We start from the raw sequence: 14922 nt of genomic DNA on the forward strand, positions 1-14922 counted from the left end.
CTAACGTATATGTCTAGTTGTGTCTATTTATTGGTATATGTACAGATTTATACGAGCGGTGCAGTAAAAAAATACCTCGGTAATCATACTGTTATACCTATGCTATTTTAGGGTCAATTAGTCTATTACTAATTAATTAGTGCTGACCAAAACAGAATTCACACAAGTTTAGAACTTGTGTTACTATGAGTGCCACTGTCGTGACTTTGCAACCTCCTCATCTATTGCTTCGCACTGAAGCAGGCGATCGCTACCTACCTCTAGTTGGAAAGAATTGTTGGACTATTGGTAGAAGTAAAGATAATACTTTTGTCCTGGCTGATAAATGGATATCCCGCAACCATGTTATGATACAGCAGATGGATACGGGAGATTTTTATCTGATCGATTTAGGTAGTCGTAATGGTTCTTTTGTAAATGGCCGTCGTGTTAGCATTCCTGTTACTTTAAAAGATGCGGACGATCTACTATTTGGTCAAACAGAACTAGAATTTCGTTGCCCTGACCTAGAAATAGATATAGAATCGGCTATAGATATTGATTCTCAAGATTTTACAGCAACCTTGCATGTTCGTCGCTTAATTTCAGTGATGGTGATGGATATCCGAGATTTTACAGTTCTGACTAGAAAACTTGATGAGAGGGTATTATCTGAAGTGATTGGTAGTTGGTTTCGGCAAGCAGGAGATATTATTAGGAATCATGGTAGTTGGGTAGATAAATATATTGGTGATGCTATTATGGCTGTTTGGTTTCATGGAGCTCAGGGAGTCAACAGCACAGAAATGCTGGGTATTTTTCAGGCTCTCAGAGATTTACATGAAGTAACAGAGGAATTAAGTAAGACCTATCCTTTGCCTTTTCCCCTGAGAGTGGGAGCAGGAATAAATACGGGTTATGCAATGGTAAGTAATGCTGGTAGTAGTGAACGCTCTGATTATACGGCTTTAGGAGATACTGTCAATGCAGCATTTCGTCTTGAATCATCTACGAAAGAAATTGGTATGGATATAGCTTTGGGAGAAGGAACTTATAAGTATATTTCCGATCTAGCAAATGTTCATCAAGTATTCAAGCAGTATAAAGTACATCTGAAAGGCTATGATATTCCAAGCATAACTTACGCAGGTACTTTTAATAATCTCAACAATTTCTTGGGCTAAAAATTGTTATTAAAAAAAAATCAAACCAAAATTTTTTAAGTTTGAACTGTAGCGTAGGGAATAAGTCCACAGACTCTGACAATAAAGTGTTTGATATCGGGACTTTAGGAAAAAATAAGTTAAAAATAAGGTCAAAAACCTTACTGTATAAGCTTTTTAGCGTGAATCAACCGTTTTATTGATATATCTAGGTTTTCCTAGGTTATGCTACGCAAACAGCTATTTTGAGCAAATCAAGGTATTTCCCTTGCTAATACTGGGTTTGAAGCTATTGCGGTGTGAAAAATCTCAAAGTACCGATATACGAAGTAAATGCCAGCGCAGAAAACCATCTCACATATAAGACATATTTTAGTATCTAGACTGGATATGTCTTTTAGGTTTAATTTTATGTAATTAATTTTGTCTAACTACATTATCCGCACCTTGAGGCAGGGGATTACCTAAACAGGTATTTATCCCATCCCTTTTCATATTACCAGTTTAGGTTTTTTGACCTAATTGATACGACAAAAGTCTTCAAATAAAGGGGAAGCTTTAGACCCAAATTATCGGAAAAAAACAACACAACAATCTGGTAATATAGCCATAGCGATAAAGCGCATAATGAAAATCCTAGAGGTATAGTGCCTCCTTCGGACACACTTTTCTTATGGAAAGCTGCTAAACGCGTTTCATATCGCGCAGTGAAACTTAAAACTCGAAAAACCTTTGCCGGAGGTCAACCACAAACAAAGGCAAGTTATAGTGGTCAAAAAAATTGCTGCGCATTTAAGTTGTCTGACTGGGGGGCGCTTGGTGGATATTAAACCAATTGCCTGTATATCCGTCTTGGGGAAGATTAGGCTTTTTAGAGCTTTGTCTAGTTAAGGCCGGATAAGATAGGAAACTTGAGAGGTGACTCTGAAAAATCTAGCACCAGAAGCTTTGCGTTTGACTAAGCCAAAGTTTTACTAAAGGCTGTTGCAGTCAGCAAAGGTGTTGGAAGAATTTCAAAAGCTGTGTGTATAAATATTGGGAGAAACATAATAATGAAGCAAATAGCCTTAGTGCTGGCAATATTTGGATTATGTTTGGGTTTGATGGGACTACCATACCACCAAGCTCAAGCAAGTAACTTAAGTTTAACTACATGGACTTCTACATCAATTCTAGCAGTAGAATCTGGAAAGGTTAATAAGGCAGACAAAAAATTGGGAGAGATTGGTGGTGAACAGCTCGATCTTAACAACAGTCCTTTGCGAAGCTTTCGGAAATACCGGGGAATGTTCCCTACTATAGCTGCGATGATAGTAGATAATGCTCCTTACGAAAAAGTAGAAGATGTGCTAGAAATTTCTGATTTAACTGAAAATCAGAAAAAACTTTTAGAAGCAAATCTTGACAAATTTAAAGTGACTCCAACTAGTGATTTATTTAATGAAGGTGACTTCAGATTAAATACTGGTTCATACGACTAAAAACTAAAAAAATATTAGTCAGTTCAGTTTTTAATCTTGCTGTGTAATAATTGATTAAATATTGGGGGTGAGCAGGAATAGAATCAATCTATTAAATTCCTAAATCATCAGATTGGGAACTTTTTCCTACACCCCTAAAATCAGTTAATATTTAATATAATATATAAGTACCTAGGCGAAATTAATTACACATCCCCATCCCACCAATCTACTCTTGCCTGTTGCATCTATTGCCCCCCCATTTCCTTGCGTCTGTCGCGGACGTGGAGTTGAACCGGTATTGCCTCTTGCCTTTTTCAACTAGGAATTTTTTTTGTACGACTATTTAATATAAATTTGTCATAGCGTTCAAGAACTGTGGTCAAGCTAAAAATTAAAACTATTTCAAACTATATTTATATTTATTAAGTTTTTCACTGAGAACTAACTATTTATAATTTCACAGTTTATGTAGTATTTTGAGCGATAAAATTTGATGGTACTTGGCAGAAAAAAAATAACTAATATTTAATTCTAGAATTTATCAGTTTACTGAGATATATTTGTTTGTTTGGGTCTGAGCAATGCAGATAACTTAAAAGCTTTTGTCAGTAGGTAGGTTTGATAGGGCTATTTAATAATCAATTTTTTTTGCCATTATTTTTTCAATTATTCCTACTTATAATTATAATCTAAGTTATTAATCTGAATTTTATAAGTCTGAATTTTATAAGTCTGAATTTTAATTATAAATTGAGATGAGATTTAAACTATTCAAGAATAGCCAAACTAATACTTTAAATGGAAACTGACAGATATTATTATATTTATTTATCGTCCCCCTCCACCTTGATCTGTATCCGGTTTCCCGTTATCCTCAGGTACAAATTCTTCTTCTTTGTAAACAACAGTAGAAAAAATTGACTTCTCTGATAATGACTGGAACAAAGAACTCCCAACATCTGTATCAACTTGATGAGGGTAATGGCTTATATTTGGTACTGCCATTACTTGTTTGGGTCTGATATTTAAGCTTAAAGTGAAAGTTAAAAAAGTTATACTTTGTATAAGTAGTAGAGTTTTCATAAAAGTTATCCCCTGATAGCAAATATAGAAAGAATATCTAGATTGAGTTACTTGCCTGGCAATTAAACCGTTTACTGATTAAATTAATTGGCACATACTTATAGACATTTGTCTATTTGTCCCTGTAAACATCAAGCCAACGATATAAACTTTGGATTGTAATAATATTATATCAGTATATACACTGATGTATCCAATTTAAATAAACTGGATATTAATAAATTGTCATAGATATGTCCAAAATTTTAGCTAGATCAAACCTGGTATTTGATTGCCATGGGTTTTAGTTACTAAATCTGGAAATATGGTCAAGCCTAAGTCCAAGCCAAAACAAAACTATTCACTGAGCTGTATAAACATTCCTTAATCAAGCTCCACAACAGGAAACTTTGACAAATTACTACAGTAAGAAATTGTTTGTAAACAAAATATATTTGTCAAGGGGATATAAAAAAGGGGCATAGGGAATAGGTAGCAACTTAACAGGGGTGTGACAAAAAAACCTAACTATTTGACATTCTAACTGTGGGATTTTGGTCGTCAAACTGATACCCTTTGATCTAAACAGTAAGATTTTAATCTATTGCCCTATTCAAGCTTTTATATTTAGTTGATAAAAAGTCTCTAAAATATTCAATTAATCTAATAAATGATTATAGGCTTTCTCATATTAATAAGGTACAGTATTTTTTTCTCTTCCCTATTCCCTATTGCCTAAAATCAAAAACTTGTGTATCACCCCAAGGGTGAGAATTGCTATATCCAGAAATTAATAATTTATTGCTAGGTTTAACTTGTTTTAAATGAGTATCAATATCTAATCAAGCTTTTATTTAATCAACGTTGTTTTTTATGTTTTTTCTTGTCTTCGTACATAGCACTATCAGCATGATTAATTAGTTGGTCAATCTCTTCAGCATCGAGAGGATATAAACTAATCCCAATACTCGTTCCCACAGATAAAGTATTGTTTTCTAGTTTGAAAGGTTGATTAATTGTATGGCAAATTTTTTCAGCTACCCTGGATGCTCCAAGTTTTCCTGGAATACCTGGTAAAATTACAGTAAATTCATCACCTCCAAGTCGAGACACTGTATCACTTCCTCTTAAGCACCCTTGGAGTCTTTTTGCTACTTCTTTTAATAGTAAGTCTCCTATAGCATGACCCAAAGTATCATTAACAGCTTTAAATCCATTAAGGTCTAGAAAGAGTAAACCGACCATTTGATCGTTCAAATTTGCCCACTCAATAGCTTGACTCAAACACTCATAAAATTGTTTACGGTTAGGCAATCCCGTGAGAGGATCGTGATTAGCCTGATGCTGTAAACTATCTCCTAATTGCTTCAGTTGGGCATTATCTAGCTCTAATCTTGCTGCTGCTTCTTTCAAATTTTCCTCCATTTTTTTGCGTTCGGTAATATCTCTAATTACTCCTACTAGAAATAAATTTCCTGCTGCATCTTGATGAAGAGTTCTTTTAGTAGCAATTATATGGCTAATTCCCTGAGCATCTGTAAAATATTCTTCATTTTCCTGTTCTTGATTAGTTTGAAATACTAACTCATCTTGTTGCCAAAATACATTAGCTTCATTGGGAGGAAATAATTCATAGTCTGTTTTGATTAGTAAGTTATCTATAGGGTAGCCGATAAATTTACCATAAGCTTCATTCAAGACTATACGACGATGATATTTATCTTTAACAAAAATAGGGTCGGGAATTGCATTAATAACTGACTGTAAAAATTCTGTAGATTTCTGCAACTCTTCTCTTAAGTGAGCAAGATGAAACATAATCATAAAAGCAGAGCCAGTAAGAGCCAAAATGGGTGGAATTACAGGCAACCACCAACCACCATAAATAAAGCTAACATAAAAAATTCCTGTAATACTAATACCGATAAATAGTGTTATTAAAATAGATTTTTTGGGTAATAGTAATTCCCAGCTTAGGTTAGCACCTATCCAAGAAAAAACAATAATCAATAGCCATTCTACAGGTTCAGGCAAAACTTTAATGTTTGCTCTACCATCAAGTGCTGAACTCAAAATCTGACTCAAAAAATTAGCTTGTAGTTCTACACCAGATATTTTTTTTGGGGCGGTAAATAAACGAGTGCTATAAGAATAGATGTGCAAATCTTTGACGCTGATAGCAGTATAACCAATAAGAATAATCCGATCTTTGAATAACTTTGGAGAGATGTTCCCAGATAGTAAATCATTCATTGTAACTATATGAAAGCTACCTTTTTTTCTAGGATTTGCTAAAAATTGATAGCCACCTGCATCAGCTCTAATATAAGCTCCCTCATTTATTTTAAAAGGAGGAAATACTGCTTGACCTAGCTGCAAATAACTAGGTTTATTAGCTGGTTTTGGCTTAATTCCTTCTACTTTGAGGTAATTTAAAGCAAGTTTTAGAGGAAAACTGGTGCGAAAATTGCCATTTTCTAGGTGCATATACAATAAACCACGACGAATTTTCCCATCAGCATCTATTACGAAGTTATTAAAACCTATTTGCTGTTTTTGCTCCAAAATACTAGGAGCTTTAATCCCTAAATTATTGTCTGTTCCTATTTTTTCAATACCAATTATATTAGGAATATTTTCTAGGGCTGTTACTAATTTTTGATGGCCTGGTTCTTGAGGTAAATCACGATATATATCTAAACCAATAGCGCGAGGTTGAAGAGAATGTAACTTTTGCAGTAATTCAGCCAGTAATTGATCGTTAATGGGGTAACCATACTTTTGTATATCTGCTTCCGTAATTCCTACAATTACAATACGAGAGTCTGATAGTTCTGTGGGTCTTAGACGAAAAAAATTATCATAAAGCGCCCATTCCCAAGTTTGCAAAAGACCTAATGAACGCAAAAGTATCACAACACCAGCAGAGGTTGATGCTGTTATTAATACTCGGCTGTTTTCTAATAGCCAATGCTTAATAGTTTTCAGGATGGGATTTTGATTTCTACCGAAAAGTTTAAACATTTGTCAGTAATATAAATAAATAGCTATATTTAGGGAAAAACTAGCTCTCTATCAGCAGAACCAGAGATTCTATATACACCCCATCATCAGTTAAATTGTGATGTTTGATTTATCATTATAGCTTATAGATATTTACAACAATATTCTCTCCTGAATTGGAATAAAACAATAGATACAGTAGATTGCAAGTTTGTGAGGTACAGAGTACGAAAACCAAGTAAAAAAATTTTGCAGATGTACTAAATTAATTGTACTTTCATTTAGCTGAAATCTTTTGTATAGCGCTACGCGCTAGGGAATAGGGAATAGGGAATAGGGAATAGGGAATAGTAAAGTGTCAAAGGGTTTCAGGATGTATAAATGTCCTAACCTTAATGCGTAGCGCTATATCCCTCTTTTGTCAAGGTCAGATAATTATAATAATAGAAATAAATACTTTAAATCTCTACAAAATAGGTTCTGAAAATGGATGTAGAGTTACAAATTATTTCAGCTTATTTATCTTAATAGGATACATAAATTTAGATATAATATGCTTATAGTTTAGACTATAACTTTAGCTTTCTGTTGATTGTATAATTACTTAAATATCTTAAGTAAGTTGGTTAATGTTAATAATTAGGGTTTGCTGAAAAAGTATTTTGGTAAGGGTAGAAGTCAGGAGGATTGAGTCAGGAGTTAGAAATTAGGGGAATTTATAGAGGAGGTAGGAGTAAGAATAGTCTCTTTATTTTTCTGCTCTTATCTACCTAAAATAATGATTTTTTTGAGCTTTTTCAACTGAAAAGCTGACACTTTTTTCCACCTAAAAAGGTACTTGCCTTTATAGAACCCCTAAGTGTATCTTTTATTGAAATGCAAAGGCTTTAGGAAAGCCGTTTTAAGGAGCCTAACAACTACAAGGGTTCAGGAGGCCGAAAAATCATGAAAAATGACTGCCAGAATCATCAAACCCAGATGGGTATTGAACTTGTAACTTCTTAAATAGATACCAAGTGGCTTCTATATGTCAATGCTTTGAGAGTTAATCAGCCAGCAGTAATTAAAGGTTTGATTTTTTTAGATTTAAAGTCATAATTGATAGATTATATCAGCCTAAATCAACAGAAGCTATACCTTTAAATTCTTTTGGTTTACACTCGGAAACTTAATAGAAAGCTTGAATTACAGAATAGACATCTGATGAAAAATAATAGACTTTTTGTAGAAGTAGGGAAAAGGCAAGAGGCAAGATATTTTCACAAAATTAGGCACGAAAACAGATTTTTTGGGTAGCTTTTGCTTGATTCAGGTTATATAGGGAGTTAGTTTTGGATTAGGTTTGTATAATTTATAGATATTTCTAATAGCCACATTAGTCATGCAAGATTATGACAAAAGTTGACCTAAATCTCCTACGCAAAAGGATTCGCTATCGCTCAATTACAGCAATTTTGGAGTTTATGAGGTAAAAAGTTTTAGGACTTTAGGGAATAGGGAATAGAAATTAGTATTAAACTTTACCTCACTATCCAAGCAAAGTGCTGTAATTTTTTGCTTGTAATTAATCTCACCGTTAAATCAAAGACCACAACCGGAGTTCTCTAGCAACATTTCCTGATAAATCAAATGGTGGCGATCGCCACCATGATTTGACTTGACCACCGATTAATTCCAGGAATAGAGTTTCGGTGAATAACAATTTATATTAGATTAGATTGTATTGATAGGGGAAGGTGAATTTCTAGTTTCTGCTTCCCGATTCTGATAATCTTTTCCCTTATTTGATACAGTCCGCCGAGTTGCTTCCACAAACTGACTCACACGAATAGGGTCTATTGGTTGGTCTATTTTGCCATGTCGCTTGAGGGAGCTAGACACAATCACCCCATCTGCAGCTTGCATCAAGGTAGAAATGTTTTCCCAGTTGGCACCACTACCGATAAATACTGGCGTACCTACTGCTGCCGCACTAGCTAATTCTAAATCTTCCAAACTAGGGGGACTCCCCGTGGCCCAGCCGGAGAGAATCACCCCATCAGCAAGACCACGTTCAATTGTTTCTTGGACGGCTGTCGTTAGATTTGGCGAACCCAAGGGTCGAGCGTGTTTGACTAAAACATCTGCAAAGATTTTGACATCACTACCCAGTTCTCGACGATAACGTAAAAGTTGATGTGCTATGCCTTCAATTAATCCTTGATCTGTGGCCATAACTCCAGTCAGGACATTCACACGGATAAATTGGGCTTCTACACAAGAAGCGATCGCCATAGCGCTTTGGCCATCGTTACGCAAAACATTAATTCCTATTGGTAGAGAAACCAAGTTCATAATCTTTTGTACCAATAGTGTCATTGCACTAACTACAGCCGGATCGACTTGGTCTTTAACAAAAGGAGCATCGAAAAAGTTTTCTACTATAATGCCATCTACACCTCCTGATGCAAGGGCTGTGGCTTCTCTTTCTGCTCTACTGATAATAGCTTGGAGGTCACCTCCCCAAAGGGGTGAGGTGGGCAGAGGTTGTAAATGTACTACCCCAATGATTGGATTTCTAGTTTTAAATATTTGCTTTAAGTCCACGGGTTTACCTGAAACCACGGTTATTTGACATCCTCTCCGGCGCTTAGGCAGAGATTTCTACTGAGCCGTAGCTCTTCGGTGGGTTGACGTTTCACAGGGTGCTGCACCCACCCCTCTTGCTCCCCTCCCAGGAGGGGATTGGGGTGGGTTACGCTTCCCTCCGCGTCTGTTTAATGTCTCGGATTGCCCACCCGCGACAATAATACTATAGCTTATGTCCTCCTAACTTAATCAATCAAAAACTCGCCCTTCTAGGGCGAGGCTTCAAACCCATTTTTTCAGTGATGTTCACTTAGTATTAACCGCAAGGGGTATAATGGGAGTTTATCAACTTAGGTTCGAGCTTTCTGCTTCAAGGGCTGACTAAAGTCTAAGCCTCCACAGACAGCAACGATGAGAACCACGGCTGTTCAGCATCATAAATTATAGGGACTTACAAGGACGCCCCATATGAGTTCTACCTTCTTAACAGGTTAATGCTTGAATTGCTCAATTTAACCCCATACTCGTTAGTTATTGTCGATTTGCTATTACAGGTGCTTTTTACCACTACTCCTGATACAAATTATTTTAACATATTGTCGGGATCTTGAAGTACCATTGCTAGCAATTCCCCTCCCTTTATAATCTTTGATTTAAAGGGAGGGGAATTGCTGGATCAAGACAGATAATTAAACCAACTTACTTATTCCATACCTAAAAATATACTAAAAATTTGATTTCTGTATTGCAATTTTAAGTAAAATTTGATTTTAGTTAAAATCATCTTAAAAACTATCAAAAAATTGCAAAAATACTATACTCAACAGTTATATTTTAGAAGCAATTGAGTTATAATTTATTTGTATTTGGATATTATATATAGCAATATGATTTGAGTTGTGAGATATTGGAGACTTTTAGGGAACAGGGAACAGGGAAGAAGATACATTTTCTTCTTCATAAGATAACTGCTATATTCTATCCTTTTAAGAAACACCTCAATTGTCACATCTGATTCCTGATTGCTATATAGTAATTATGATACTTGTGAGGTCTAAAGTTTTAGGTTTTAGGGAATACTTTAAGTTGGAACAGGGAAAAGAACAAAATAAAGACAATTGTACGTCACAAAGGGTGTAAGCATTTAGCTATTAGGTGTCAGCTTTCAGCAATAAAACCTCAACCTTAAGGAGAAGATTTAAATAAATATCGACTTGAAAACTGCCTTCTGTAGTAAAATTTAATTCTGAATAATAAAGCTTTAAAAGCAAGAGCTTATAGCTTATAGCTGAAGGCTGAATGCTCATCAAAGGGTGAGAAATAATATATAGTTATCATATTTTTAGTTGTAATTTTTGTATAAGTTGCTAGTCGGTATAGAAGTTGCATAGAATGGTAATAAGTTCTTAGCAGCTATAATTGAAATGGTTTTGATTGAAATTGAGTTATTATTTAATTTAGGAAAATCTATTCAGGATTAGTATAAAATAATCAAGGTTTGGCAAAAAATATTGATAACTCTAAAATTTCAAACTAAATAATTGAAAGTAAAATTAATAATTGGCATAAGTTATTAGGATTTTTAGATTAGTGAAAGCTCTATTCATAGTTTCAGCAATTATAATTGGCTTATTGGGGATATTAGAAATAGGACTCCGCCTGGTAGTTGGTTTTGGTAATCCTCTCACTTATAATGCAGATAGTAAAATTGGTTATCTTTTGACACCAAATCAACAGGTGAGTCGCTTTGGAAACCGGATAAAAATTAATCAGTATTCTATGCGTTATGAGCCGATAAAAGAGTCAAGAGAAAATACTACATTGAGAATATTTTTACTAGGAGACTCTGTGGCTAATGGTAATTGGTGGACAGATCAAGATGACATAATTTCTGCAATTATAGAGAACCAATTAAATGAAAAATTAGGTAAAGATAAAACTGTTGAAGTTCTTAATGCTTCAGCTAATTCTTGGGGACCTAGAAATGAACTTGCTTATTTAGAAAAGTTCGGTTTATTTGATTCTCAAACTATAGTATTACTGATTAATACTGATGATTTATTTGCTAAAGCACCTAGTTCATTAGTGGTAGGAGTCGATCGGAATTATCCAGACAAAAAACCTCCTTTTGCAATAGGTGAAGCGATGGCTCGTTATTTATTACCAGCACCAAAAGTTCCAGAAGTTAAAGAAGAAGGAGATAGGGTTGGTTTTAATTTAGAAGCGATTAAAAAAATCCGGGAAATTGTGAATCAAAACAATGCTAAATTTATTTTAGCAATGACTCCTTTACTTCGGGAAGTAGGCGAATCAGGACCTCGTGATTATGAAATTAAAACTCGTGAACGTTTAGATAATTTTACCTTAGCTGAAAATATTATATATCTAGATTTATTACCTATTTTTAAATCTGTCTCAGAACCTGCTAATTTGTATAGAGACCATATTCATCTAAGTCCTGAAGGTAATCAGGTTGTTAGTGAAACGATTAGTAAGTCAATTATTAATCAGAGTCAGTTTTGAAGTAGGAATCAAAAGTCATTTCAGTTATCAGTTATCAGTTATCAGTTATCAGTACCGACCCCTAAAGCTCTATGCTTAAAATACTATACTGAAGTTGATTTTTTTCATATCCTTAAAAGGGGAGGCTTGAGACCTTATTTTTTAGTGAGGAAGCAGAAAGAATTACAGCACTTTGCCTGGATGGTTAGGTACAGTTTAATACTAATTTTTATTCCCTATTCCTTAAATTCCTAAAACTTTGTACCTCATCAACTCCAAAAATGCTGTAATTAGTGGCAGATTCAAATCTACCCTTAAATTAAGACCACCAAATCTTAATGGTGGCTAGGCATCTTAAACTAATTTATTAAACCGCTTCTACTAAATAATTCCTAATCAGAATTATCAATTTTGATTCCTGAATTATTTCTTGTTCAAAACTTGCTCAGAAAGATTAGTTATTTTTGAGAAAAATTTAGGAGTAATTATGTCTAACGAACCAGAAACAAAAGAGCCAATAACATCTACTTCCACTGATGAGTCTTTATCAGTACAAGATAATTCTAGAGAGTTAGAATTATCAGAAAGAATAGCTGAACTAGAAAAAAAATTAGACCAAGCACTAATGTTAATTTCTGATATTTACCTTTATGGGAAATTGAGAGATTTACTGGCAGCAGGTAAATGGAAAGAAGCAGACCAAGAAACTGCAAGAGTTATGTTAGAAATATCTGGTAAAACTGATAAGGAAAACCTGCTTCCTGATGATGTCATAAAATTTCCATGTAGTGTAATTAATTTAATCGATCAACTCTGGATTAAATATAGTAATGGACGTTTTGGCTTTAGCGTACAAAAAAAACTTTACGAAAGCATGGGTGGAACCTTTGATATTTCTCAAATAGACATGAAAGTTATGGAGAATATGGCTGAAAAAATTGGAGTGCGATTAAAAGGTAAACCAATACCTTATACAAATCTTAAATTTAGCTTAGAAACACCTCCAGGTGGTCTTCCTCTTGCTTGGTGGAGTTCTCCTTATGGAGCTAAGTCAGCGGTCTACTTTTTAGCTCGCTTGAATGCTTGTAACATTGATTGAATTTTTATGAATATTTTGACTGTTAACAAGTCAAAATATTCAAAACTATGCTAGAAGAAAGATATAAGTAGGTAGGGAAATCATTATTGGGATTACTGATTTGATGTATGAGGTAAGTAGTTCAGGTAAATTAAGAGGTGGTGGTGCATAGTAATGGTAAAGGAAGCACCGGGAGTTTGAGGAGATGGGGAAATAGGGAGTGTCCGAGAAATTAAAAAATATATATCCTCACCATTACCATGCAGGACTACCAATTAAGAGTCATTAATCTGATAGTAAAATTATATTTGGTTTATAATAAATTTCCAGAAAAATACTCCTGACTTATGACTCCTTACCCCTAAGTAATTATAATCTATATCATGGCGTCATTCAGCAAAGCCAAATTATTTGTATACAGCGGTTGTCTTATGAATGAGGTAGAGGATTTTTTTCTATATCTCTATCCCCTATTCCTGATTGTCTAAAATCAAAAACTTGTGTACTTCAGGAGTATATCTCTATCCCCTATTCCTGATTGTCTAAAATCAAAAACTTGTGTACTTCAGGAGGGAGAAAAAGCCTAGGGCGACTATTGAGCTAGAGAGTGTTTGTTAACAAAACAAAATATTAATACTTAAACCGATGGGATAAATTTATTTACATTTCATTTATGGCTAATAGTAAAGGTAGGGGTTTGGTAACTAAACTCCTAAAGAAAACTAGCTATATTTTGATCGAGATTTCCCAACTATTTTTTAGTGGCTAATAGTTATATATTCTTGTCTACTCCCTGGTTCCTAATCCGTAATCCTTACTCCCTACAACTTATTCTATTTTTTAGATTTACTGATACATTAATTCTCTGAATATTTTGATTTTCTAGTAGGTTGTTGGGTATTACTTCCGAGTCAAAATTCACTGATTATTTTTCACAGGTACTCATTATATATGGTAGCATTTCTCAGGCTAATCTAATGAGTTATACATATACTTATTTATTTTCTATTCTCTATTTCCTGTTCGCTAAAACCTAGAATTTTGTACTTTACCAGTATGGGAATTGCTATATCGGATTTACGTTTTAGATGTGAATAAAGAATTATATATTTGAGAGAATAGAAAATAAGAGAGTTTTTGGCAGAAGCAAAAATGACAATCAATAATTATTTTATAGCAGTCTAAGCAAAGGGCGCGGACATTTCTAAATTATCAAACTCAGTCATAGACTATTTTTGACTTTTGCCTTGCGCGTAGCACTATACAACTCATCTGGAAATACGATATTAAGTAGGTAGGTCAAATTAAATAGAAAATGATTATTGAGAGGAAAAACAGGAACATAAGTAGATAGAGCAAATTATACTAATTACCATAAACTTTCCTAGACTTGGATTTTATATTTCTCAATATTATTTGTTGGAGTAAATATTTGATAGTTGGTAACTTCAGTTATGAAGGAACGTTATTTTTACAAGGTTCCAAGTATAGGAATACTTTTGAGAATTGATATTATTTTTTATCTACTGATAAAGTATACAAGTATATTTTTTTCCCTACTCCCTACTCCCTACTCCCTGCTACCTACTCTATGAAAAATGTTAAATTAATTTTGCACAGGTACTTAATATAATTTTGGAGGTTACTTGATAATGGAGGAAAAAAAACTTAATCTGAAACAAGTTATATTTTCTGGAGTAATGATGGCTTTGATGGGTTCAGTAATTGGATTAGCGGCGGCTGAGATGAGTAAAAATCGTTATCAATGTTGTAATTTAACTAAAATAGATAAAGGGTATAGTAGTGCAAAAGCACCTCGTACTTATGCGACAGTAGGTGCAATTTTGGGATTTGCTATTGGGTCAATTCAAGAAACTGTGAGGTCTCTAACGCCAGAAGATGAATAAAAGTCATTTCAGTTACTAGTTATCAGTTATTAATTGTCAAAAATTTTGATTACTTTTTGGAACATATAGAAATCCTAAATTGGTTGTGAAAATTTTTATAACAGTTAATATTAAAGAAAAATCTTTAATATTATGAATTCTGAATTCTGTATGTCGCCAATCTGTCAGCTACCCTACCTAACTACCACCAAAATATC

General features: G+C 34.1%; 9 protein-coding genes. 5 read left to right on the plus strand and 4 right to left on the minus strand.

Annotation, left to right across the window (positions count from 1 at the left end; genetic code table 11):
* Positions 1 to 185 precede the first annotated feature (185 nt).
* Both ACP6PM_RS36100 and psbU read left to right on the plus strand, forming a co-directional pair.
* Positions 186 to 1163 carry an adenylate/guanylate cyclase domain-containing protein gene (locus ACP6PM_RS36100; RefSeq protein ID WP_426591702.1) on the plus strand — a complete coding sequence of 326 codons (978 nt, stop codon included), beginning with the start codon at positions 186 to 188 and terminating at the stop codon, positions 1161 to 1163.
* Between the two features lie 1031 nt (positions 1164 to 2194).
* On the plus strand, positions 2195 to 2623 hold the full coding sequence (gene psbU, locus ACP6PM_RS36105) for a photosystem II complex extrinsic protein PsbU (protein WP_426591704.1): 429 nt from the start codon (positions 2195 to 2197) through the stop codon (positions 2621 to 2623).
* 810 nt (positions 2624 to 3433) lie between these two features.
* On the opposite strand, the gene ACP6PM_RS36110 is transcribed toward psbU, so the two are convergent.
* From ACP6PM_RS36110 to btpA, 4 genes are all read right to left on the minus strand, one after another.
* Entirely contained in the window at positions 3434 to 3688 is a 255-nt protein-coding gene (locus ACP6PM_RS36110) for a hypothetical protein (RefSeq protein WP_426591705.1), read from the minus strand.
* A gap of 837 nt (positions 3689 to 4525) precedes the next feature.
* Complete coding sequence (locus ACP6PM_RS36115; protein WP_426591706.1) at positions 4526 to 6691, minus strand: CHASE2 domain-containing protein; 2166 nt, start codon at positions 6689 to 6691, stop codon at positions 4526 to 4528.
* Between the two features lie 1555 nt (positions 6692 to 8246).
* Positions 8247 to 8372, minus strand: coding sequence for a hypothetical protein (locus ACP6PM_RS36120; protein WP_426591707.1), 126 nt, complete (start codon positions 8370 to 8372; stop codon positions 8247 to 8249).
* A gap of 11 nt (positions 8373 to 8383) precedes the next feature.
* Positions 8384 to 9256, minus strand: coding sequence for a photosystem I biogenesis protein BtpA (gene btpA, locus ACP6PM_RS36125; protein WP_426591736.1), 873 nt, complete (start codon positions 9254 to 9256; stop codon positions 8384 to 8386).
* 1572 nt (positions 9257 to 10828) lie between these two features.
* On the opposite strand from btpA, the gene ACP6PM_RS36130 reads away from it, so the two are divergent.
* The 3 genes from ACP6PM_RS36130 (at position 10829) to ACP6PM_RS36140 (ending at position 14725) form a co-directional block, all read left to right on the plus strand.
* The gene (locus ACP6PM_RS36130; protein ID WP_426591708.1) at positions 10829 to 11761 is read left to right on the plus strand and encodes an SGNH/GDSL hydrolase family protein; all 933 of its coding nucleotides are present in this window, start codon (positions 10829 to 10831) and stop codon (positions 11759 to 11761) included.
* Between the two features lie 466 nt (positions 11762 to 12227).
* Positions 12228 to 12839: a GUN4 domain-containing protein gene (locus ACP6PM_RS36135; RefSeq protein WP_426591709.1), complete on the plus strand. Its 612-nt coding sequence runs from the start codon at positions 12228 to 12230 to the stop codon at positions 12837 to 12839.
* Between the two features lie 1631 nt (positions 12840 to 14470).
* Positions 14471 to 14725 (plus strand): hypothetical protein, encoded by a 255-nt coding sequence (locus ACP6PM_RS36140; RefSeq protein WP_293093060.1) that lies wholly within the window; start codon positions 14471 to 14473, stop codon positions 14723 to 14725.
* Positions 14726 to 14922 lie beyond the last annotated feature (197 nt).

Source organism: Dapis brunnea BLCC-M229, assembly GCF_050015995.1.
In the GTDB taxonomy this organism is placed as follows: Bacteria; Cyanobacteriota; Cyanobacteriia; order Cyanobacteriales; family Microcoleaceae; genus Trichodesmium.